Annotated in this window: 19 protein-coding genes and 1 pseudogene; 10 read left to right on the top strand and 10 right to left on the bottom strand. The window is 47.1% G+C overall.

The window, feature by feature from the left end; all coding sequences use genetic code 11:
* Positions 1-28: 28 nt before the first annotated feature.
* From DLM76_RS01640 to DLM76_RS01625, 4 genes are all read right to left on the bottom strand, one after another.
* Positions 29-700 carry a response regulator gene (locus tag DLM76_RS01640; protein ID WP_118956183.1) on the bottom strand — a complete coding sequence of 224 codons (672 nt, stop codon included), beginning with the start codon at positions 698-700 and terminating at the stop codon, positions 29-31.
* Positions 697-1,758: a sensor histidine kinase gene (locus DLM76_RS01635; protein WP_118964200.1), complete on the bottom strand. Its 1,062-nt coding sequence runs from the start codon at positions 1,756-1,758 to the stop codon at positions 697-699. The genes DLM76_RS01640 and DLM76_RS01635 overlap by 4 nt, the downstream gene beginning before the upstream one ends.
* An 82-nt stretch (positions 1,759-1,840) precedes the next feature.
* Entirely contained in the window at positions 1,841-3,127 is a 1,287-nt protein-coding gene (locus DLM76_RS01630; protein WP_118964199.1) for an LruC domain-containing protein, read from the bottom strand.
* 316 nt (positions 3,128-3,443) lie between these two features.
* Positions 3,444-4,970 carry an HDOD domain-containing protein gene (locus tag DLM76_RS01625; protein WP_118964198.1) on the bottom strand — a complete coding sequence of 509 codons (1,527 nt, stop codon included), beginning with the start codon at positions 4,968-4,970 and terminating at the stop codon, positions 3,444-3,446.
* A 523-nt stretch (positions 4,971-5,493) separates the two neighbouring features.
* Between DLM76_RS01625 and DLM76_RS01620 the strand changes: the two genes are divergently transcribed.
* The gene (locus DLM76_RS01620; protein WP_118956187.1) at positions 5,494-6,975 is read left to right on the top strand and encodes an aldehyde dehydrogenase family protein; all 1,482 of its coding nucleotides are present in this window, start codon (positions 5,494-5,496) and stop codon (positions 6,973-6,975) included.
* Positions 6,976-7,273: 298 nt separating this feature from the next.
* Entirely contained in the window at positions 7,274-8,374 is a 1,101-nt protein-coding gene (locus DLM76_RS01615; protein WP_118964197.1) for a zinc-dependent alcohol dehydrogenase, read from the top strand.
* A 9-nt stretch (positions 8,375-8,383) separates the two neighbouring features.
* On the opposite strand, the gene tpx is transcribed toward DLM76_RS01615, so the two are convergent.
* Positions 8,384-8,899, bottom strand: coding sequence for a thiol peroxidase (gene tpx, locus DLM76_RS01610; RefSeq protein ID WP_118956189.1), 516 nt, complete (start codon positions 8,897-8,899; stop codon positions 8,384-8,386).
* Positions 8,900-9,373: 474 nt separating this feature from the next.
* Between tpx and ilvB the strand changes: the two genes are divergently transcribed.
* From ilvB to DLM76_RS01590, 4 genes are read left to right on the top strand one after another with little or no spacing between them, the layout of a single operon-like run.
* Complete coding sequence (gene ilvB / locus DLM76_RS01605; RefSeq protein WP_118964196.1) at positions 9,374-11,056, top strand: biosynthetic-type acetolactate synthase large subunit; 1,683 nt, start codon at positions 9,374-9,376, stop codon at positions 11,054-11,056.
* 25 nt (positions 11,057-11,081) lie between these two features.
* Complete coding sequence (locus DLM76_RS01600; protein WP_118956469.1) at positions 11,082-11,420, top strand: hypothetical protein; 339 nt, start codon at positions 11,082-11,084, stop codon at positions 11,418-11,420.
* Between the two features lie 46 nt (positions 11,421-11,466).
* A complete protein-coding gene (locus DLM76_RS01595) occupies positions 11,467-12,708 on the top strand; it encodes an anthranilate synthase component I family protein (protein ID WP_241548160.1) in 1,242 nt (413 codons plus the stop codon).
* Positions 12,705-13,304 (top strand): anthranilate synthase component II, encoded by a 600-nt coding sequence (locus DLM76_RS01590; protein ID WP_118956192.1) that lies wholly within the window; start codon positions 12,705-12,707, stop codon positions 13,302-13,304. Before DLM76_RS01595 ends, DLM76_RS01590 begins: the two co-directional genes overlap by 4 nt.
* A gap of 96 nt (positions 13,305-13,400) precedes the next feature.
* Here the strand turns inward: DLM76_RS01590 and DLM76_RS01585 are convergent, their stop codons facing one another.
* Positions 13,401-15,104, bottom strand: a complete 1,704-nt coding sequence (locus DLM76_RS01585; RefSeq protein WP_118964194.1) for a GAF domain-containing hybrid sensor histidine kinase/response regulator — start codon at positions 15,102-15,104, stop codon at positions 13,401-13,403.
* Between the two features lie 67 nt (positions 15,105-15,171).
* Positions 15,172-15,645 (bottom strand): LIC13081 family protein, encoded by a 474-nt coding sequence (locus DLM76_RS01580; RefSeq protein ID WP_118964538.1) that lies wholly within the window; start codon positions 15,643-15,645, stop codon positions 15,172-15,174.
* Between the two features lie 71 nt (positions 15,646-15,716).
* Between DLM76_RS01580 and DLM76_RS01575 the strand changes: the two genes are divergently transcribed.
* From DLM76_RS01575 to DLM76_RS01560, 3 genes are all read left to right on the top strand, one after another.
* On the top strand, positions 15,717-16,601 hold the full coding sequence (locus tag DLM76_RS01575) for a pirin family protein (protein WP_118964193.1): 885 nt from the start codon (positions 15,717-15,719) through the stop codon (positions 16,599-16,601).
* A gap of 178 nt (positions 16,602-16,779) precedes the next feature.
* Complete coding sequence (locus DLM76_RS01570) at positions 16,780-17,208, top strand: DoxX family protein (protein WP_118956195.1); 429 nt, start codon at positions 16,780-16,782, stop codon at positions 17,206-17,208.
* 237 nt (positions 17,209-17,445) lie between these two features.
* Positions 17,446-18,684, top strand: coding sequence for a BaiN/RdsA family NAD(P)/FAD-dependent oxidoreductase (locus tag DLM76_RS01560; RefSeq protein ID WP_118964191.1), 1,239 nt, complete (start codon positions 17,446-17,448; stop codon positions 18,682-18,684).
* Here the strand turns inward: DLM76_RS01560 and DLM76_RS01555 are convergent.
* Both DLM76_RS01555 and DLM76_RS01550 read right to left on the bottom strand, forming a co-directional pair.
* On the bottom strand, positions 18,681-19,016 hold the full coding sequence (locus DLM76_RS01555; RefSeq protein WP_118964190.1) for a VOC family protein: 336 nt from the start codon (positions 19,014-19,016) through the stop codon (positions 18,681-18,683). The genes DLM76_RS01560 and DLM76_RS01555 overlap by 4 nt on opposite strands.
* A complete protein-coding gene (locus DLM76_RS01550; protein ID WP_118956199.1) occupies positions 19,016-19,294 on the bottom strand; it encodes a GNAT family N-acetyltransferase in 279 nt (92 codons plus the stop codon). The genes DLM76_RS01555 and DLM76_RS01550 overlap by 1 nt, the downstream gene beginning before the upstream one ends.
* A gap of 110 nt (positions 19,295-19,404) precedes the next feature.
* On the opposite strand from DLM76_RS01550, the pseudogene DLM76_RS01545 reads away from it, so the two are divergent.
* A pseudogene (locus DLM76_RS01545) lies at positions 19,405-21,087 on the top strand (GMC oxidoreductase); the annotation flags it as partial.
* A gap of 275 nt (positions 21,088-21,362) precedes the next feature.
* Here DLM76_RS01545 and DLM76_RS01540 read toward each other — a convergent pair.
* Positions 21,363-21,809 carry a DoxX family protein gene (locus DLM76_RS01540; RefSeq protein ID WP_118956200.1) on the bottom strand — a complete coding sequence of 149 codons (447 nt, stop codon included), beginning with the start codon at positions 21,807-21,809 and terminating at the stop codon, positions 21,363-21,365.
* Positions 21,810-21,906: the final 97 nt, after the last annotated feature.

Raw genomic sequence — 21,906 nt, 5'->3', positions numbered from 1 at the left:
TGTATGAGAAACGGTTTCGTTTTCGCGGTTACGATTCGATCAAACCCGCGCGGATCGCATACATGACCAAATCCGCAACCTTGTGAAGGTCTAGTTTTTTCATGATGTTTGCGCGGTGAACTTTGACCGTCGCCGGAGAAATTCTCAGGATCTTGCCGATCGATTCGTTGGAATTTCCTTCCGCTACGAGTTTCAGAATTTCACGTTCGCGATCCGAAAGAACGGAGAATGCCTTCTTCGCGTCCTGGTTTTCTTCTCCCGGTTTTCCCGAACCGACAAAGCCGGAAAGAAAGTGGGCGGTGATCCCCGGACTTAAATACGTTTCGCCTTTGTGAACGGCTTCGATCGCTCTGAGAAGATCGTTGCCCGCGTCGTCTTTGAGAACGTAACCGTTGATTCCGAGTTCCAATAATTTTTGAACGTATTCTTTGTTGTCGTGACGGGAAAGAATGATGGTGCGTATGTTCGGATAATATTTGCGGAGATTCTTTACGAGATCTATTCCGCTTAAGCCGGGCATCGAAATATCGGTGATGACCAAGTCGGGATTCAACTTGCCGATTTGATCCAAGGCCTTTTCGGCGTCTCCGGACTCGCCGCAAATTTCAAAACCGGTTTGTCCGGACAGAATCATCTTCAGCCCTTCGCGGAGAATGGCGTGATCGTCGACTAAGAATACTTTTGTAATTGCAGGTTTCATAATTTTTTAGCGTTCGTATTTTTATTTTTTTCTAAGGGAATCCGAATGATAAACTTAGTTCCTTTTCCGGCCGAAGAATCAATCTTAAATTTACCGTTTAAATCTTCCACTCTTCTTCTTATATTTTCAAGTCCAAAACCGGAAGACCTGGCTCTAACCTTTCTTTCTTGAAAACCGATTCCGTCGTCCTTCGTATCGAGAAACAACTGCCTTCCTTTGACGTGAATCTTTAAATAAATATTTCTCGCTTGCGAATGTTTGATCGTATTCTGAAAAATTTCCTGCACGATTCGAAACACCTGATTGGCGACGGTTTGTTGAAGATCGGGTTTTAGACTCAGATCCAGGTCCGCCTGAACGTCCATAGGCGGAAAGAGATCGGAACTGAGCGAGCGGATCGCCGCTTCCAATCCGATTTCGCGCAGAGTGGAAGGATGCAGGTTCGTATAAATGTCCCTGAGTTCCTGACTCGCTTTGTCGATCAGAAGAAGTCCCGTATCGAATTGAGCTTCGTAGATCTTCGGATTTCTGCCGTAGGCTTGAAAGTTGAGTTTGGCCGCGAGAATCGTTTGTCCGACTCCGTCGTGCAATTCTCTGGAAAGTCGGATCCTTTCTTCTTCCTGCGACTGAAGAAGTTTGGTGTGAAGGTTGGCGATTTTTCTTTCCAACCGTTTGTTTTCCGTAATGTTCTTGAGGATGATCCCGATGCTTTCGCCGAATCGAAACACGGAATAACCGTAATAGATTTTTTGTTTTCGAAACTCTTGGTTTTGAACCTTTCCTCGTTTGGAAAGATTGATGTTGGCTTCCATCTCTTCCTGATCCACAGGATTTAAACCGAAGATCCGAAACAGATTCTTTCCCATTAGGTTGCGGGAACTCCCCGCGAATTCTTTTCGAAAGGATTCGTTTGCAAAAAGAATCGTTCTACGGTCGTCGATCGCGACGATCGGAGAGATTTCTTTCAAAAGGTTGAGGAAGAATTTAGGAGAAAGGCCGGATTCTAAGATTGCAGTCGAGGAAGGAAGTTTTCGATTCTTCAGTTTCAAGTCCCGCATAAGAGCTTAAAACAATCTCATGACGCCGCGAGAAAGAAAAGAAAAAAAGAGGCCCCGGGAAGAAAATCCCGGGGAAATGAGTTCAATTCGTAGCGGGGAAAACCTCGGAAGATACCGGACTGAGATACCAGTCTTGGTTCGTGTTTCCTGAGGATTCATACCAAGGTTTGAAAGAAGGATAGGATTTGCGGATATCCGTGCTTTCATACGGCCAGAGAAAATTTCCCGGAACCAAAAGCGCCCAAGGGAATCCGGTGGAATCCAGATAGATATCCTTGCCCTGCGCGTCGAAGTATCTTCTCGGAAAGTGGATTTCCTTGTTCGTGTTGATGACTTTGACGAAGGTATCGTACGGAGCAGGACCTAAACTTAAACGATTGATCGCATTTTGTAAAACGACTTCCAGATTCGCGGACTTGCCTTTTTTAAACGTGGTGTTGTTTCTCGACGAGTTCGGGGATTGAATCGTTGTATTGGATCTCGGAAGAATTTCGAGAGAAGAAATCGCCGTATCGTTTCCGCTCGTGTTGGATTCTACCGTAGTTCCGTCGAAACCGAATCGAGTCAGAGCATACGAAGAAGCCGTGATCCCGGGAATCGTAAGATGCAGAGTATGATTGTAACCCGCGCCTTTCGCTACGTGCGTGAAGTTGGCGCGAACTCTTGCGACTTCACCCTTCGCGTTCCAGTCCTCTTCAAACACGACTCGAACGTTGTAATCGTTGAAGTCCGCGTCTCCCTGAGCCGGATATAAGTCTTCGTAAGAGATCGTATAATATCCTTCGGTTGGATAACGAAACGTGGAAGCGCGTGTCGGATCGTTCGGATACGTGTCGTCCCGATCCACGATTCCGTCTCCGTCCGTATCGGGGAGAATCACGTTGTTCCCTTTGATGACGACCGTGATTCTTCTGGAAATGCTGTACGAGTTGATGATTTCCACTTCCGCTTCGTAGAGCTGACCGAAGGCTTCCACTTTGAGGAAAACCTTGCGGGTCGCTTCGTCGATCGTGAAACTTCCCTTGACTTCTCCGTTTTCGGAAGTCGCCGCGCGGAAGATCGATTTTTGAGCGGTATTATCTATATTAAAGATTTGTACTAAACTTCCCGAGACGGGAGACTCGGGGCTTAAAACCTGAATGTTTACGTTCACGGTTTTGGTCGTATCGAAGACGAAATCCACCGGAGCCGTTTCGTCGTTGATGACGATGCTGAACGGCTGCTCTCCGTCCGGAGCGGCCGAAGGATTCGGCTGCGTAGCGCTCAGGAGCCAGAGAAGATTGGGATCCTGAGAATTCGTGCAAGCGTTCGCTCCGAAAAGAAGAACCCCCGCCAGAACCATCCCCGTTATTTTTTGAAACCCTTTCATCGTCCCCTCCGGCATGTAGCCTTAACGAGACCTATTCTCGCACGTCGGATTAACGGGGACAATAGTCCGAACGGTGTATTTTGTTAAGCGAACAGGTATAAAACGAAGTCGGATTAAATTTTCCCTAAATGACGGGAAATAGGCTTTTAAGGGGAAATGGCCTATTTGCGGCGGAAACGGATTCGAATTTTACAATATAATAAATTACGGATTCTGTTTCGACTTTAACAAACGGCCCGGAAATCGTTTGCGTCTTTTCGAAAAAAAATCGGAATTTTTTCGTCGTCCTCGAAAGGTCCCGGGGAGGCGCCTTCCCTTATCTCGTGGTCGCGAGAAAGTTTTCGAGGGCTTTCGTTCTGAAGGAATGAAATTCTCCCGAACTTCCGAACTTGCAGAACTGAAGAATCTTTTCGGGAATCTCGCTGTATTTCGCTTCCTCATTGTTGATCTTGATCATCATGTCCGCGATGTAAATCGGATAGATATACGGCGCGAATTCCTCGTCGATGATCAAAGGTCTGTGATGGAATTCCATCGCCTTTGCGTAGATATCCGGGAAGTTCCATTTCTCTGCGATAAGAGAACCCACTTTCGTATGAGTGATTCCTAATGCGGCTTCTTCCATCGAAACCGCGGAAGCGATCTCCTTGGATGCGGAGATTTTGCCGATGCTCTTCATCGTTCTTTCTTCCAAAGAAAGAAGAATGATTTCCCCGATGTCGTGCAACAACGCGGCGGACATCAGATTGCTGACCGTATCCTTGGGAAGATTCATCTTCGCCGCGATTAATTTACAATAGAACGCGCATTGATTGGATTTGTCCCAGATGGAAAGAAAGGCGGGGAACTTATCCTCCAGAATCTGTTTCGTTCCGAGAGAGTATAAAAGCTGACTGAGTTCCTTGAGTCCGATGAGTTGAATCGCTCTGTCCAAGGACTCCACTTTGTTCGCGCGGATAAACGCGGCGGAGTTTGCAAGTTTCAGAATATTCGCGGAAAGCGCCACGTCCTTTTTGATGACTTCGGCGATTTGGCTGATGGAAGAGTTCGGTCTTTCGATCATCGCCTGAATGTCCTGAATCGATTTCGGAAAAGTCGGAAGTCCGTCTATGTTCTTGAGAATGTCCTGCGTTTTCTGCAGCTGGTGATTGTCCTTCGTTACGTTTAAAGGAATATCGATGATGACGCTCGTATTGTTTCCCTGGCTTTCGATCTTATAGGAAGAAGTGGAAAGTCCGTCGTTTTTCAACATCATCAACGACATGATGAGGCCGAGTCCGGCTCCTTCGGTTTCGTCCCCCGCTTCTAGAAACGCTTCGGCAAGATCGTTGTATTGTTTCGCCTTTTCGATCCTTTGATTGATCCGTTCCACTTCGGTCGGACTGAGTTTGACGTTGTTCATCACCCGAATCCGGATCATGTCCTTGTTGTGGATAAAGGAAACGAGAACCACGAAATTGTTCTTAAAAAGAAGTTCCTCGTATTTTTCCTTTTCGTCTATGTATTTCTTTTTGAATCCCAAAATCTTCTGTTTGTAGATTTCCGGATTTTGAATGTCCGCTTCGAGCTCGCGGAAATAAATTCGTTTGATATTCGCTTTGATCGAGTTGGCGATCGTTTCTTTCAGAGCGGCGAAAACGGAATCACGAACGTAGATGATGTCGAGTTGAAGCAGATAACGGTCCAGAGTTCTGCTGATGATGGAGTCCACGTTTTCCGTAAGGTTATGAAATCTGTAATGAACGGGAGAATTTTCAAGAACGGGATGGTTCAAATCCTTAAGATTGCTGTAAAGATTTAAGTCTCGGTGATGATGCAGTTCTAACGTCTTGCTCTGACTCATATAGTTTGATTCTTCCGCGTGCGTTCTTTTCTTGTCAAGTCATCGGAAATTCCGCATGGAAATTCCTGGAAAAATATTTCCTAATTCTATTCCGTTTTTATGAATCATGAAAGGAATCTTTGTTAAGGAATTTGAATTTTATTCCGTCTCATTTCCTCTTCGTTCTTAAAATCAACCCTTGCCGGTCGCATGTAATTCTCTTTTGGTCGCCATCCTCATCGCAAATCCGTTAATGCGAAGTCGCAACTTATAAGGCGCGTTGCAATGATATGCGTAACGTCTAACGTATGTGAAAATCGCCGAAATTTTGCGCGATTCTTCCGGGTTGAAAAGCTCCCGTAAACACGGGACTTAGTTCGCCTCTCGGAACTCTTCTCCGATCGAAACGGTCTACTTAAGGAATAGGGATTGAAACGCCTATAAAAAGAATTGCTTTCCGATTCTGTGATGATAGAATAAGGCCGCCTAATCGGGTCTATTCCCGAATTTCAATCCCAGAACTAGATCAAAGGAGCCGCTTCCGATGCCAACTTTACAGGAATCTCCGGTAAAAACGCCGAATTCTAAACAGACTCCCAATTATCCGCCCGTCGATAAGGCCGAGATTGAACGTGTGTTCAAACTGCAAAAAGAACATTTTCATAAAGTGATGAAACTCACCACCGCAAGTCAGCGGATTCAGCGTCTGAAAAAACTCAGAGACGCGATCAATAAATACACGCCCGAAATCGAAAAGGCCGTGAACGCGGACTTCCGCAAAAACGAAAGGGAAGTCGACATTTCCGAAATCATGCCTTCGATCTCCGAAGTCAACGACGCGATCAAACACGTACGTAGATGGATGAAACCAGTCGGAGTAAAAACCCCGATGACTCTTTTCGGAGCGAAAAGCCAGATGATCTACGAACCCCGCGGAGTGGTGTTGATCATCGGACCTTGGAACTATCCGTTCTATCTCACGTTCGCACCTCTTGCGGCTGCGATCGCTGCGGGGAATACGGTTCTCATTAAGCCGTCCGAGTTTACTCCCGCTACGACCGAGATTACGCAGAAAATCATCAGCGAAGTATTTCCAAAAGAAGAAGTCGCCGTGTTTGCGGGAGACTATCAGGTTTCCGGTGCGTTGATGGAACTTCCTCTGGACCATATCTTTTTTACGGGAAGCACCCAAGTCGGTAAGATCGTAATGACTGCAGCGGCCAAACACCTAACGACGGTGACTCTCGAATTAGGCGGGAAGTCGCCTGCGATCATCGATCGAAGCGCGGATCTCAAAAAGGCCGCTAAAAAACTCGTTTGGGGAAAAGTGCTGAACGCGGGACAAACCTGCGTGGCTCCCGATTATCTCCTCATTCCGAACGACATGATGAAACCGTTCGTAGAAGAAGCGAAAGCGGTCGTAAAACAATTCTATACGAAGGACGGTAAATCTCTTAAGGAGAATCCTGATTTTTGTAGAATCATCAACGATCGCAACTTCAACCGCGTTTCCGGTTACATCCACGAAGCTGTGGAAAAAGGCGCTAAGATCGAAATGGGAGGAGATACGGACGCTTCCCAAAACTATATCGAACCGACTCTTTTGAGCAACGTACCAGAAAATTCGAATATTATGGAAGATGAAATCTTCGGACCGGTTCTTCCGATGATTCCATATACGGATCTCGACGACGCGATCGCTAAGATCAACTCCAAGCCGAAACCGCTCGCTCTTTACGTATTCGGTAAGAAGGAACGCGCGATTAAAAAGATTCTGAAGGAAACTTCCTCGGGAGGAGTCGCGGTCAACGACGTGATTCTTCACTTGGTGAATCCGAATCTTCCGTTCGGCGGGGTGAATCATTCCGGTCACGGAAGTTATCACGGATATTTCGGATTTAAAGCCTTCTCGCACGAACGTTCCGTTCTGCGTCAGGCCGCTTTGAGTTCGATCGATCTGATGTATCCGCCTTACACGAATTTCGTGAAACGCCTCGTCTCTTTGACGAAGAAGTTTCTCGTTTGAGCATGTAAGACAATTCGAATCGATCCGCTTTCTGATTCTTTCCCCGATTTGAAAAGCGGAAATCCTTTTTAAAAATCCTTTGAAGACGGCGATCCCGCCGAAACTTCGAAGGATTTTTTATGTACTCGGGCGCCTTTGGGAGTTTTTTAGAGACGTTGTTTCTGTGGTTCGAGTTGCGGATCGCTTCTACAGTTTCGAAAAAAATTAGGAAAGCCCGTGGAATTCTTGAATTTAATATAGACAGACTGGTCTGTTTGTTCTAAGTTTTAATAGACCACTTGGTCTATGGAGAATTCGAATGCGACAGCTTACATTTATCCGTCCCGGCACGTTGGAATGGTGGGACGTTCCCGAACCTCGCTTGGAAAACGACGACGACGCTTTGGTGGAACCGCTCGCGGTCGCACGGTGCGATTTGGATTTGGCGATTTTAAAGGGAGAGGCTCCGTTTCGAGGAAAACTTCTCCATTGGATTCGAAACCACGCACACGGTCTGATTTCCAATACCGCTTTAGGAAAGGCTCCGTTTCGCGGTCCATATCCTTTCGGACACGAATTCGTTGCTAGAGTAAAACGAGTCGGGGACAGGGTGCAGGCCGTAAAGGAAGGAGATCTCGTGATCGTCGCGTTTCAGATCGCTTGCGGAAAATGCGATCGATGCAAACAAGGTTTGACCAATAGCTGTTTATCCGTTCCGCCAAGATCGATGTACGGGTTCGGGGATCTGGGAGGGAAAAAATGGGGAGGGGCTTTTTCGGATTTGGTGCGCGTTCCGTTTGCGGATTATATGTTGATCCCTTTGCCGAAATCTCTTTCTCCCGCGGCGGCCGCGAGTATGAGCGATAATATTCCGGACGGTTATAGAACCGTCGCACCTTTTTTAAAACGAAATCCCGGAAGTCCCGTGTTGGTCGTCGGCGGTGGAGCTAAGAGCGTGGGTCTTTATTCCGTTATGATCGCTCTCGCGATGGGTTCGCCCGTAACCTACGTCGACGACGAACCGCAGAGAATCAGAATCGCCTCCGAATTGGGCGCCGCGATTCTTTCTAAAAAATATCCCGAGCCTACGATTCAATATCCGATTTCGGTGGATGCGAGCGCAAACGAGGACGGTCTTGCGTTCGCACTTCGTTCGCTTTTACCGGGAGGTCATTGTACGAGTGTGGGAATCTACTACGATCAGAGAACCCCGATTCCTTTGTTGGAAATGTACGGAAGAGGAGTTACGTTTTCTACCGGGAGAGTCAACGTCCAACCGTGTTTGCACGATTTACTACCTTTGACGGAGAATCCTCATTTCTGTCCGCACAAGATTACGACTTTGACTTCTTCCTGGGAAGAAGCTCCGGAATCTTTGATGGATCCCGGACCCAAGGTCGTAATCGAGAGACGGATTTGAGGATGGTTTTTAAAGCGCTGCGTTGGCTGCTGCAAGAGCGGCCGCGTAATTCGGTTCGGAACCGATCTCGGGAACAAGCTCCACATAACGCACCGTATCCGTTTTATCCACGACGAACACGGCTCTTGCGGAAAGTCCTTTCAGAGGTCCGTCGGCGATATGAGTTCCGTACGCTTTGGAAAAAGAAAAATCGCGGTACTGCGATCCGGTCACGAGGTTGGGAGAATTGATTCCTTCGGTCGAACAAAAACGTTTCATCGCAAACGGAAGATCTCCGGAAATGATGAGAGTCGCGATGTCCGAAAGTCCCGCCGCTTTTTCGTTAAAGACCTTGGTTTCGATCGCGCAAACCGAAGTGTCGAGGCTCGGAACCGCCACGAGAATTTTCACTTTTCCCGCGTAGTCTTTGAGACCGAACTCGGAAAGATCTTGTTTGATCGCTTTGAAGTCGGGAGCCTTTTCACCGGGAGAAGGAATTTTTCCTTCGAGCGGAACCGGATTGCCTTTGAGAGTGACTTGTGCCATTTGAGTTTTCCTAAATAGATTCAATTTCGAGAATATATGAGAAGAACCAATTCTAACGGAAGAAGGAAGTTTAGAAAGCAGGATTTCCATCGAATGACTTCGGAAGAGAACTTTCAAAGAAAGAAATAGAATTCAAATTCGAAACCAAAATGGGGAATGCTCTTTATTTTATAGAACAGATCGAAAAAAGACTTGCAAATGGAAAGAACTTTCAAGTAAGTTAGCGGCAGAACTCAATTTTATGAATCTCAACCGCGTAGCAAAACAAGTTTCTCTCGTCACTGTCGTGATGTGGCTCGTGCTTGTGGTGGTCGTCTGGCCACCGGGACCCCGCTTTACGCTGTAGAGATTTACTTCAGGCGCAATCCTAAGAAAAGCCTCCTCCGGTGTAAAGCCGGTGGAGGCTTTTTTATTTTAAGGCGCCCGTTGAACTTGAGTGCGGAATCAAACGTTTATGGAAGAAGGAACCGAGATATGAATTTAAACGGAGCGGAACTCATCGTTCGATTTTTAGAATACGCAGGAATCGAAGTCGTCGCCGGAATTCCGGGAGGTGCGAGTCTTCCCATCTACGACGCGTTACACGGAAGTAAGATCCGTCATATTCTGGCCAGACACGAACAAGGAGCGGGATTTATCGCGGGAGGAATGGCGAGGGCTTCGGGTAAACCCGCAGTTTGTATCGCCTCTTCCGGGCCTGGTGTTACGAATCTGATCACGGCGGTCGCCGATGCTAAGATGGATTCGATTCCTTTGATCGCCATCACCGGTCAGGTTCCGGTTTCGATGATCGGCACGGACGCCTTCCAGGAAATCGATACTCTTAGTCTGTCGATTCCCATCACAAAAAGAAGTTATCTCGTAAAGGACGTAGAGGATCTGATCCGCATTCTTCCGCAAGCCTGGAAAACTTCGATCGAAGGACGTCCGGGGCCGGTTTGGATCGACGTTCCCAAGGACGTCGCTTCCGCAAGAATCGAATGGGACGAACAAAAAGAAAAAGAATTTTGGAATATTCGAAAAACGGAATTTACTTTGAAGATCGGCGCGGATTGGACCGAACGTTTCAAGGACTTGCTGTCGGAGTCCAAACGTCCCGTATTTTATATCGGCGGCGGTTTGAATCGTCCGGAGTCCGCGGAGTCGTTCCGGAAGCTGCACGAGAAGCTCGGATTTCCCACGGTTTCCACGTTGATGGGTTTGGGAATCTGTCGCGACGATCATCCTCGGTTTTTGGGAATGCTCGGAATGCACGGTTCACGCGCGACCAATCTCGTCTTGGAAGAAGCCGATCTATTGATCGCACTCGGAGTTCGTTTCGACGATCGCGCGACCGGAAAGCTGAACGAGTTTTGTCCGAACGCAAAGATCGTTCACGTGGATATAGACGCGACCGAAATCGGTAAATTAAAGAATCCGAATCTTTCCCTCAAACACGATATCGGAGATTTTTTAAAACAGATTCTGAACGAAACGTTCACGGAGTTGCATTCCGCAAAGGAAGAATGGTTGGATCGCGTTCAAACTCTGAAAACGGTATACGCGTTTCCGATGCCCGAAGAAAAAGAAGCGCTGCATCCGTTCGCGATCATTCGACGCGTCGCGGAAGTTTTAAAAGAACGTGCGATCATCACGACGGACGTGGGTCAACATCAGATGTGGGCGGCTCAGTATTATCCGTTTCAAACGCAGGGTTCTCTTTTGACCTCGGGCGGTTTGGGGACTATGGGATTCGGATTGCCGACGGCGATCGGAGCGGCGCTTGCCTCGCCGGGCAAACGGATCGTATGTATCTCGGGGGACGGATCGATTCTGATGAACGTTCAGGAATTGGATACGCTTCGCGAACTCGATTTGGACGTGACCGTTCTTTTGATGAACAACGGACATCTGGGACTTGTAAGACAACAACAGGAATTGTTCTTTTCGTCCCGATTCTCCGCGTCGAAATTCACGCTTCCCACGAACTTTACGAAAATTGCATCTTCTTTCGGAATCCCTTCCTTCGAGCTAAGGGAAGAAGACTCCGTTTCGGAAGTTCTGGAAGAGGCGTTGAACCGAAAAGGACCTTCCTTTGTGACGCTGAGAGTCGCGCCCGAACTGCACGTATTGCCGATGGTTCCGCCCGGAAAGCCGAACCGAGAAATGATTCATTAAAATATTGGAATATAGGAGAAAGATCATGTTTATCCAAGCTACAAAAGAGGAAAGAAGTTATACATACGAGATCGCGTCCGAAGAAGGCGCCGGCGCGATTTTGCGTCTGATCGGAATTTTATCCCGTAAATCGATCGATTGGAAGGATTGGCGCCTCTGGCGCGACATAGAGAACAAAACACAAAGGATCGTTATCGTCATTCATACCGGGGAACCGGAAAAATTACTGAACTTGTTCCGGAGTATTCCGGAAATCACTGGAGTCCACTATGTCGAATCGGATTTCGAATCTGAAACAAACCCTGAACTCTCTCCCGGAAAAGCCGAAGAGTTTACCGTTTCCGCTGCGGGAGGAGGAAACTGAAGCATTTCTATTTCGCTTAACAAAAAAGTATCCCGGATGTTTTCTGTTGGAGAGTCATCCGGGATATCCGGATAACTACCGTTATTCGATTCTCGGCTTTTCGCCTTTCGTCCAATTCCGCGGCTATCCCGGAAAGCTCATTATCGACGGAGAAACCTTCTCCGTTTCGAATCCTTACCGAACACTCCAAGAAATTTTTCCTCCGAAAAAAAACTGTAAACGATACACGGGCGGTCTCGTGGGTTATCTCGGTTACGATTCGGCTTCGCTCTTTGAACCGGTAACCGCATTGAATCCGCGGGAAGGTTATCCTCTTTTTTCTTTCGGTTTGTACTTGGATGGAATCGTAATCGATCATCTGACGGGAACGTCCGAATACTTTTATTATACGCGGAGTCGAATCGAAGAACTTAACGTTTTTCTCGATTCCGACGATACCATTCCGCGCGATACGAAAGCCCGATCCTTCGGATTTTCCAAAACGAAAGAAGAATATTCGAATCTCTTTTTGAAAACGAAGGAAGAGATTCTTTCGGGCAACACGTTTCAATGTCAGATCGGATTTGAGGAGGAATTCGAGATTGAGGGAAGTCTCGTTCCGATATACGGAAATTTAAAAAAGGGAAATCCTTCTCCTTATCTTTTCTTTTACAAGGACGACGAGATCGAAACCTTCGGGTCGAGTCCCGAGCTTTTGTTTTCTCATAAGGATCGGATCGCGGAAACCTATCCTCTTGCGGGAACGTATCCGAGAGGCGCGACTCCGGAAGAGGATAGAATTCTCGCGCGGAAATTGTTAAGCGACGAAAAGGAAATCGCGGAGCATTCGATGCTGATCGATCTGCATAGAAACGATCTCAGCCGTGTTTGCGAAAGCGGAACTGTGCGCCTCAAAAAGGAATTCGAGATCTTAAAGTTCGCGCACGTTCAACATATCACGAGCGAGGTTTCCGGAATTTTAAAGAAGGATGAGGATTCCTTCAGCGGTTTGGCATCCGTGTTCCCGGCGGGAACTCTTACGGGGGCGCCCAAGGTGGAATCGATCAAACTGATCTCGAAAACCGAAGGGGATGATCGGGGATTGTACGGAGGGGTTCTCGGCTATTTCTCTTTGGACGGAAGTTCCCAATTCTGCATTTTAATCCGAAGTTTGTTTCGATCGGGAAACTTCGCATATTCGAGAGCGGCTTCCGGAATCGTTTTCGATTCGCAGGAAGAATTAGAATATCAAGAAATTCTCAATAAGCTGAAGGCAGTGAAACGATCCATGGAGGAATTTACCGTATGAAAAACTGCATCGTCGTCGATCATTACGATTCGTTTACGTACAATCTCGTTCATCTCCTGCAGGATTGTTTGGAGACTTCCGGGGAACGATTCTCTTTGTCGGTTTTTAGACAGGATCAAACGGATCTGCATGAGATTCTCTCCTTGAATCCGACTCACATTCTTCTTTCGCCGGGTCCGGGCCATCCGGAAGATCCTGAGTATTTCGGGGTTTCCGAATCGATTCTTAGATTAAGAAATCCTTATATTAAAATCTTCGGCGTTTGTCTCGGTATGCAGGGGATCGTCACCTCCTTCGGGGGCCGTTTGCGGAGATCGAAGATTCCGTTTCATGGAAAAACGTCCGAGATTACGCACGATCGGCTTGGAATTTTTAAGGGCGTTCCCGATTCGATCCGCGTGATGCGATATCATTCTCTGGAAGGGGTTCCCGAGTCTTTGCCGGATTGTCTGGAAATTACGGCGTCTGTCGAATCGGAAAGTTCTTCGTTGATGGGGATCAGACACAAAACGCTTCCGATCGAAGGCGTGCAGTTTCACCCCGAATCCTTTGCTACCGAAGGCGGGAGAACGATGCTTGAGAATTTTTTGCGCTAAGGATAGAATCGTGTCGTAAAGTCGGTTGTGTTCTCGATCAATGAGTTCGCTCAGTAGCGGAGAGTCCGATTGCGAAGCGGTAAGGCCCCTTCGATTTTATTTTTGCGCGTTTTGTTTGGAATTTCGATCCGAAATAAAACGTTCGAGTATGTCGGCGATCTCTTCCTTGCGGAATGGTTTGCTGATGTAATCGTCCATCCCGACCGCCAAACATTTGTCCCGGTCCGATTGACTCGCGTTAGCCGTCATTGCGATGATATACGGATGTAGTGATTGATTGGTGTGTTGGGTGAGAATTTTTGCTGTGTCGATTCCGCTCAGTTCCGGCATTTGGATATCCAAAAACAAAACGTCCGTTCCGATCGTTTCGATGTAATGAAGCGCTTCGATTCCGTTCGGAACGACCACGGGTTTGTATCCGAGCTTTTCGAGAACTTTGCGGATCAGCATCTGATTGATTTCGTTGTCCTCCGCGACGAGGATTTTCAGATTCGTCTGTTGCGACTTTCCGTTCGCGTTATCCGAAATCGCTCTCGGTTCGAAGTCGATCTCCGATTTTTCGGCGAGAGGAATTCTTCCCGAAATTTCGAAGACGCTTCCTCTGTTGACGACGCTTTGTGCGGTCAGTTCCAGCTTCATCATTTCCGCTAGACTTTTGCTGATCGCGAGTCCGAGTCCGGTTCCTCCGTATTTTCTCGATACGGACGTATCCGCCTGGGTATAGGCTTGAAAGAGTTCGTTGAGCTTGAGTTCGGGAATTCCGATTCCCGTATCGCGGACCCGGATTTTGACGTCGCATTCCTCTCCGACGACGTCGGACTCGACTTCGATCAGAACGCTTCCTTTTTCCGTGAACTTGAACGCGTTCGAGACCAGATTGACCAGAATTTGTCGGAGACGATTCGGGTCCGTCGAAACCGTGAGAGGAGCGGTTTTCGTTCCTGTAAGTTTGAATTCTACGTTCTTCTTTTTTGCGTCCGCTTCAAAGAGGGAATAAACGTCCTTTAGAAGCGCGTTCAGATCGAACGCGATGATTTCGATCTTCATGTGAGCGGATTCTAATTTAGAAAAATCTAATATATCATTGAGTAATCCCAAGAGGAGGCCGCCGCTCCGTCGGATCGTATCGACGTAATCCTTTTGTTCGGAATGCAGATCCGTTTCCGCCAAAAGCCCGGCGACTCCGAGAATCCCGTGGATCGGAGTCCGTATCTCGTGACTCATATTTGCAAAAAACTGACTTTTGGATTGCTGAAGTTCTTCTTCCTTTTTGCGGACGAGGATGAGTTCTCGGTTTTTCTTGATCAGTTCGAAGTTCGCGATCACCTGATTGGACAGGACCTTCAAAATGATTTTTTGTTTTTCGTCGAGCCGTTTCGGGTTTTGATCGATGACGCAAAGCGTCCCTATGTTAAACCCGTCCGGAGTTTTCAAAGGAGTGCCCGCATAAAAACGGATGAACGGAGGACCTAAAACCAAAGGATTATTCTTAAAACGGGCGTCTTGTTTCGCGTCTTCGATTTCAAAAATATCGTCCTGAAGAATCGCGTACTGGCAAAAGGAAATATTTCTCGGAGTTTCGGAATCGGCCATTCCGACCTTCGCCTTAAACCACAGGCGGTCTACGTCGATCAGGGAAATTAGGGCGGTCGGGGTATCGCAAATATACGCGGCGATTTGAGTAAGCGAGTCGAACTTCTCTTCCGGAGCCGTATCAACGATTTGATAGGAATCCAGAGCCTTGAGCCGCTCGGTTTCGTTAGACGGGAACGCTAAAGATTGTTCTTCCGAAATACTCACAGCTTGAAACCGGAAACATATTCTTCCTAAAAAATAAAATTAGGCAAGAGGAATTTAATAAGAACTCCTAAATTCGAATGACTTGAAAATGTTTGGGAGAGCCGCATCCGTTTTCATACAGACAATTCTGTAACTGCCTCATTTCTCTACAGATTCTCCCTCGAATCCCGGCGTCCAAGATCCATTCCCCCGCGCTGTACGGGAATTTCAGTTTGGAATGATTGGTGAACGTTATTTTCGTTCCGGTCTTTGCTGGCTGAAACGTATAAATGTCCCTCTGATCCACAAACGAATGATTCGTTTCCATGATCATTCTTGAATTCGGAATCCATTCTTTCGCGAAATAATTCGCCTTGAGTTTGAACGGCCCGAAAGAATAGAGTAGTTCGTATGTCGGCAGTTGAGTTCCGTTGCCGGATAGGATCGGAGAAACTCCGCAAATCCCGTCCGCCCAATAAACTAAATTTCTAAAATCGGCCACAAATCGAAAAGCTTCGTCTAAAGAATATGAAACTAAGAAAGTTACAGTAGTTGTTATCATGGTTCTGCCGTTGCATCCGTTTCGAAAAAGAATTTGCACCATGACCAGAAAGCGAGAGGAGCGCTTGATATATGAATCTCAGAAAAATAAAAACGATCAGACCTTCGCTGAGAACGATTGAAGGAGGAGGTTTTCCGGTTCGAAGACCTTTCCCCGTTCAAGATCTAATTCAGCTCGATCCCTTTTTGTTATTAGACGAAATGGGACCCGTGGAATACCAACCCGGAAAAGCGATCGGCGCTCCGGAACATCCGCACAGAGGGTTCGAAACGGTCACTTATTTATTGACTGGTGAAATGGAACACCGTGATTCTTGGGGAAATTACGGAAAATTAAAATCCGGAGACGTTCAATGGATGACAGCCGGTTCGGGTTTGGTGCATTCCGAATTGCCTTCGGATGAATTTCAAAAGAACGGAGGAACGATGCACGGCTTTCAGCTTTGGGTCAATCTTCCTTCCGCAAAAAAAATGAGCGACCCGAGATATCAGGATACGCCTTCGGAAAGAATTCCGGTCGTTCAAACGTCGGACGGAAAAACGAAAGTCAAAGTCATCGCGGGAGAAGTTTTGGGAACCAAAGCCGTGATCGAAACGAAAATTCCGATTCTTTACTATCATCTTCGTTTATCGCCGGGAGCGGATATTACGATTCCCGTTCCGAATTCGTACAACGTATTCGCGTATCCTTTTTCGGGAGACGGGGTTCTTCATACGGAAGAAGGAACGCAGAACGTTCGCGAAGGGGATATGGTTTGGTTCGAAAGAAGCGAAGGCGACGTTCGATTCTCCCTGCCGGAGAATGCTTCGAAAGAATGGGAACTTCTTTTGATCGGAGGAGAACCGGTGGAAGAGCCCGTGGCGAGATACGGACCTTTCGTAATGAACACGCAAGAGGAGATCTATCAAGCCTTTCACGATTTTCAAGCGGGCAAGATGGGCGCGATCCATTCGTAAAACGATGTCGGATTAAACCGTAAATCCGCTAAACCGAAACATTTTAAACGAGGTTTCGACTCCGGATTTGCGGTTTTGTCGTCCGGTTTTTTAGGGATTTTCGGCGGATTCCCCCCTTGCAAAAGTTTCGGAAAGGGGTAAGATGAGCTTTGCAAACCTAAAAATCTGGAGGTAAGCTATGGATCGTTTGAACCATTGGCTGCAAGAGCATCGGGATTGGTTGGTCGACTTCCTGCGGATCTATCTCGGCGGGGTTTTAATCTATAAAGGTCTGGAGTTCCTATACGATACGGACGCATTGATTCGTTTGATGGAGATGAACAATGCTCCCATGGCGTCCGCGCTGCTTGCACATTATATCGTAATCGCGCATATCTGCGGAGGAATTCTTCTCCTATCCGGATTATTGACCCGTTTTGCCGCGATCCTTCAAGTACCCGTGTTGATCGGTGCGGTCTTATTCATTCACGGCAAAGAAGGATTTATGGCTCCGGGATCGAATCTTCCGTATGCGGCGATGATTCTTCTCTTACTCTTTCACTTTTCCTTATACGGTTCGGGAAGAATCTCGGCCGATTACTACATAGAAACGCACAAAAGCGTATAATGAAAACCTAATCTAGATTGGAGAGTATATCTCTCCAATCTTCGCTTCCCGGGATTCCGGGTTTTTTTTCTCCACTCGAATTCACTTCGAACAAGAATCCGTATTTTGCGGAAGAAGATATATCTTCGTTCGATCTTATCGATCATCCCCAACGAATAACGGAGTGCAAATTCCGACGGCCGATTTTGTATGGAACGGGAACGGGTTTTATTCCTGTGATTCCGATAAATTTTCAACATGGCCGAACATCCAAAGGAAAAACATAAAATCGCCGTGATCGGAGGAGGGGCCGCCGGATTTTTCGGCGCGATTCAGATCGCTTCCGAGGGAACTTGCAGTGTCACGCTTTTGGAAAAAGGGAAACAATTTCTTTCCAAGGTGAAAATCTCCGGCGGAGGAAGATGCAACATTACGCACCATTGCCTCGATCCGGAAGCTCTCAGCAAGAATTACCCGAGAGGGGAGCGTGAACTCCGCTGGGCCTTTGAAACCTTCGGACCGAAAGACACGATTCGTTGGTATGAGGAGCGCGGTGTCGCATTAAAAACCGAGGCCGACGGGAGAATGTTCCCGATTACAGATTCTTCCGAAACGATTTTGCAGACGCTTTTTCAGGAAGCGAAGAAGGTCGGAGTTAAACTCAAAACGACAACCGAGATCCATTCCGTTACTCCGACGGAAGACGGTCGTTTTCAGATCAAGTTCAAGGACGGAGGAATATTAGAATTCGATAAAGTTCTTTTTGCGACCGGTTCGGGGAGAAAGGCGTGGGGTTGGCTGCAGGCGATGGGCCATACGATTTTGGAACCGGTTCCGTCGTTGTTTACGTTTAAAATTTCCGATCCCCGTCTGGAGAATTTATCCGGTCTTTCCTTCGAGCGGACGGAATGTTCTCTCGTCGAATTCGGATATTCCCAGATCGGACCGACGCTCATCACGCATTGGGGATTGAGCGGACCCGCGATTTTAAAACTTTCCGCCAAAGGCGCGCGGGAACTCTTTCAGAAAGAATACGATACGATCTTAAAGATCAACTTCATACCTGGTATGAAAAAGGACGAGGTCCGCAAAAAGATCGAGAAGGAAAAGGAATTGCATCCGTCCAAATCGATCGTCAACACTCCCGTTCTCGGAATTCCGAGAAGATATTGGGAAAGAATATTAGAAATTCATTCTATAGATTCCTCAAAGAAATGGTCCGGGTTATCCTCCAAGGATTTGCACGAGATCACCGAAGAACTCACGGACGCACGTTTTCAAATCTCCGGTAAGGGAGAATTTAAGGACGAGTTCGTAACCTGCGGAGGCGTAAGCCGCAAAGAAGTGAACTTCAAAACGATGGAAAGCAAGGTCGTTCCCGGAGTTTACTTTGCCGGAGAGGTTTTGGACGTGGACGGGGTTACAGGCGGATTTAATTTTCAAAACGCTTGGACGACTTCTTACATCGCCGCGCGCGGAATTTTGGAAAGTTTTTAGAACGGCCAGCGGTTCGGATAGGAAGAATAACCCAGAAGGTTTCCGTCCGGATCTTTAAAGTATTTCGTATATTCCGTTTCTTGAATCCATTGGGGAAGTCGTTTTAAGTCTTCCTGTTTCAGAACGGCCGCGGAAAAAATGAGGGCTTTCGGACCTTTTACCTTCAGATCGATTTCCAGCATGAGAATGATTTCCCCGGATTGAAACCAAACCGAGCGCAACGAACCGTCCGGATTGCGGTTCTCCTTCGATTTCGTAAGACCCGGCAAGGTTTCGTAAAACGATACGAGAGAATCCAGATGCGGAGATCCGATCGCGATATGATGTAGCATCAGGCGACGAGATCCTTGTAATTCGGATGTCGGTTTAAAAAGGTCACAACGTAAGAACAGCTCGGAATGATCCTTTTATTCAAGGAACGCGCTTTGTCCAAAGCGGTTCGGACGAGATCCGCGGCGAGACCCTTGCCTCTATGTTCCGGCGGAACGTACGTCGAAAGAAGATTCCACACTTCGTTTCCTTCTTCCCGATAATACAGATGGGATTCGTATCCGTCTACTTGCGCGTAAAATTTCGATTCCGATTCGGAGTGAACGACTTCTGGATTCATTCTTCAACTTTAAGATCGGAGAAGAATTCATCAAGCCGAAAGAGAATTTTGTCTTTCCATCCGCGTGAAATAAAAAAACCTAATCCGTTAAAACTTCGATAGGACTGCAAATGAAAACGGAATCGGCTTCGGAAAAGAAAGAAATTATTTATGATTATGACTATATCGTCGTCGGTTCGGGCTTCGGCGGAAGCGTATCCGCTCTTCGGCTTTCGCAAAAAGGGTATAAGGTCGCCGTATTGGAATCGGGCAAACGCTGGAACAGTTCCGAATTTCCGAAGACGAATTGGAATCTCCGCAAGTTCTTATGGTTCCCGAAACTGTTCTGCTTCGGAATTCAGAGAATTAACTTTCTCAATGACGTGATGGTACTGAGCGGCGCCGGAGTCGGAGGCGGAAGTCTCGTTTACGCGAACACGTTGTATGTTCCGCCGGAACCGTTTTGGCAAAAAGCCCTCGTTCAAAAGATGGGAGGAAAAAAGGGAATTCTTCCTTTTTACGAGCTTGCAAAGAAGATGCTCGGAGTCGTGGAAAACCCGAGGATTTGGGAATCGGATCGGTATATGCAGGAAACTGCAAAGACCTTCGGGATCGAGAAGTCGTTTAACAAAACTCCGGTCGGAGTTCATTTCGGTAAAAGCGGAGTCGATCCGTTCTTCGGCGGAGAAGGACCGGAAAGAAATTCCTGCAACGATTGCGGCGGCTGTATGGTCGGCTGCCGATACAATGCGAAGAACACGCTCGATAAGAATTATCTCTACTTCGCCGAGAAGGCCGGGGCGGTAGTTTTGCCTGAAACGAAAGTTTCCCGTTTACTTCCGTTAAACGAAGACGGTTCCGCCGGTTACGAGGTCCATACCGAAAGAACGACTTCCTTTTTCGGTTCTCCGAGAAGAATCTATAAAGCGAAGTCGGTCGTTCTTTCTGCGGGAGTTCTCGGAACGTTAGGGCTTCTTCTAAAAATGAAAGAAGAAGGAATTCTTCCGAAACTTTCAAAACGTCTCGGGCACGTAGTTCGAACCAACAGCGAGTCTTTGATCGGAGTCACTCTAAAGGATAAGAAGGCGGATCTTTCACACGGAATCGCGATCACTTCGAGCGTGTTCCCCGATGAACATACGCATATCGAACCGGTGCGTTATTCGGACGGAGCCGATGCGATGAACGGATTGGCCGCCGGAGTTCTCGTCGATGGGGGAGGGAGTATCCCGAGACAACTTCGCTTTTTGATCGAAGTCTTAAAACATCCGATCCACAGCGTAAGCTTGCTCAATCCGATCGGATTTGCAAGAAGGACGATCATTCTTCTCGTTATGCAGACCGTCGACAACAGCATCGAGATCGTGCGTAAACGAAGATGGATCTGGCCTTTTAAACGAACGCTTTCTTCGACTCAGGAAAACGGAGAAAAAATTCCGACTTACATACCGATTGCGAACGAATTTGCAAGAAGACTCGCTCAGATCACGGGCGGTGTTGCGCGAAGCAGCATCAACGAAGCGTTGCTGGATATACCGGCAACCGCGCATATATTAGGCGGATGTAATATAGCGGAATCTTCCGAGGAGGGGGTGATCGATCTTGAGAACAAGGTCTTCGGTTATCAAAATCTTACGATCTGTGACGGTTCCATGATTCCTGCGAATTTAGGCGTCAATCCGAGTCTGACGATCACGGCTTTGTCGGAACGGGCAATGTCCTTTGTTCCTCCGAAAGAAAAGGAAATCTTTCAGTTCAAGTTTGAAAAGAAATGGGGAGTGACCGGACTTTTCAGTAAAACAAGAAATTCTTCCCTTCCTAAAAACGCGACTGTGGAAGCCGTAAGGTCAAACAAGATCGCGGAAAAAAACGGAAAGATAAATAAGTCATTGTCCGTGACGAAGGTTGGCGAGGTAAAGAAGTCGGGTTTAGCGACAAGGGCCGCAAAGACTTCCAAGGCGAAATCTTCTAGAAAGTAAAAAAGGATGAAGAATAAAAGATGATTTGAATATTCTAAACTTAGAATATTCTCTTTGAACCGGGAAAACCGTGGATTTTCGTTCCACGGATTTCCCGAAGAAATTCTTTCTTAGTCGAGTTTTTCTTCGATCAAAGAATCTACGGAAGCTTTTCCGCCGCCTTTGATAAAAAGAACAACCGAGATCCCGATCAAAAGAAGATGGTATTCGTATCCTTCTCCCTGTTGATTCCCCGCCCAGTTGATGAAAAAACCGTGCGGCAAGTGAACGAGAAACGTCGCTCCGATCATCACCAATCCGATTCCGAATGCGGACAATCTCGTGAACAATCCGAGAATCAATCCGATTGCGCCGAAGAATTCGCCGATGATGACGAGAAATGCGATCGGTGCAGGAATTCCAGTTCCGACAAAATATCCCATAGTTCCGGTGAAACCGTAACCGCCGAACCAGCCCAAGAGTTTCTGTGCGCCGTGCGGGAACATTACAACTCCTGCAACTACTCTGAGAATGAGGGATCCAAGATCTGAATCTGTTTTAAAAAATTTTTGAAGCATTTGTTTCCTCCTAAATGATTCCAAGTTTATCATTCGCGAATCTTTGATGCTGAATGATTTGAATTTAAAGTATTGAGAATAGAACTGTATGTCTGCG

The sequence above is a fragment of the Leptospira yasudae genome (assembly GCF_003545925.1).
In the GTDB taxonomy this organism is placed as follows: domain Bacteria; phylum Spirochaetota; class Leptospiria; order Leptospirales; family Leptospiraceae; genus Leptospira; species Leptospira yasudae.
This window is presented reverse-complemented; position numbering and strand designations above follow the sequence as displayed.

Bases quoted from the DNA above. Each gene is read 5' to 3' on its own strand.
- DLM76_RS01600 (WP_118956469.1), top strand. From the start codon at position 11,082: ATGTTTATCCAAGCTACAAAAGAGGAAAGAAGTTATACATACGAGATC.
- DLM76_RS01540 (WP_118956200.1), bottom strand. From the start codon at position 21,809: ATGCTTCAAAAATTTTTTAAAACAGATTCAGATCTTGGATCCCTCATT.
- DLM76_RS01550 (WP_118956199.1), bottom strand. From the start codon at position 19,294: ATGAATCCAGAAGTCGTTCACTCCGAATCGGAATCGAAATTTTACGCG.
- DLM76_RS01560 (WP_118964191.1), top strand. From the start codon at position 17,446: ATGGCCGAACATCCAAAGGAAAAACATAAAATCGCCGTGATCGGAGGA.
- DLM76_RS01570 (WP_118956195.1), top strand. From the start codon at position 16,780: ATGGATCGTTTGAACCATTGGCTGCAAGAGCATCGGGATTGGTTGGTC.
- DLM76_RS01625 (WP_118964198.1), bottom strand. From the start codon at position 4,970: ATGAGTCAGAGCAAGACGTTAGAACTGCATCATCACCGAGACTTAAAT.
- DLM76_RS01640 (WP_118956183.1), bottom strand. From the start codon at position 700: ATGAAACCTGCAATTACAAAAGTATTCTTAGTCGACGATCACGCCATT.
- DLM76_RS01580 (WP_118964538.1), bottom strand. From the start codon at position 15,645: ATGATAACAACTACTGTAACTTTCTTAGTTTCATATTCTTTAGACGAA.
- tpx (WP_118956189.1), bottom strand. From the start codon at position 8,899: ATGGCACAAGTCACTCTCAAAGGCAATCCGGTTCCGCTCGAAGGAAAA.
- DLM76_RS01555 (WP_118964190.1), bottom strand. From the start codon at position 19,016: ATGCTACATCATATCGCGATCGGATCTCCGCATCTGGATTCTCTCGTA.
- DLM76_RS01635 (WP_118964200.1), bottom strand. From the start codon at position 1,758: ATGCGGGACTTGAAACTGAAGAATCGAAAACTTCCTTCCTCGACTGCA.
- DLM76_RS01575 (WP_118964193.1), top strand. From the start codon at position 15,717: ATGAATCTCAGAAAAATAAAAACGATCAGACCTTCGCTGAGAACGATT.
- DLM76_RS01630 (WP_118964199.1), bottom strand. From the start codon at position 3,127: ATGAAAGGGTTTCAAAAAATAACGGGGATGGTTCTGGCGGGGGTTCTT.
- DLM76_RS01615 (WP_118964197.1), top strand. From the start codon at position 7,274: ATGCGACAGCTTACATTTATCCGTCCCGGCACGTTGGAATGGTGGGAC.
- DLM76_RS01620 (WP_118956187.1), top strand. From the start codon at position 5,494: ATGCCAACTTTACAGGAATCTCCGGTAAAAACGCCGAATTCTAAACAG.
- DLM76_RS01590 (WP_118956192.1), top strand. From the start codon at position 12,705: ATGAAAAACTGCATCGTCGTCGATCATTACGATTCGTTTACGTACAAT.
- ilvB (WP_118964196.1), top strand. From the start codon at position 9,374: ATGAATTTAAACGGAGCGGAACTCATCGTTCGATTTTTAGAATACGCA.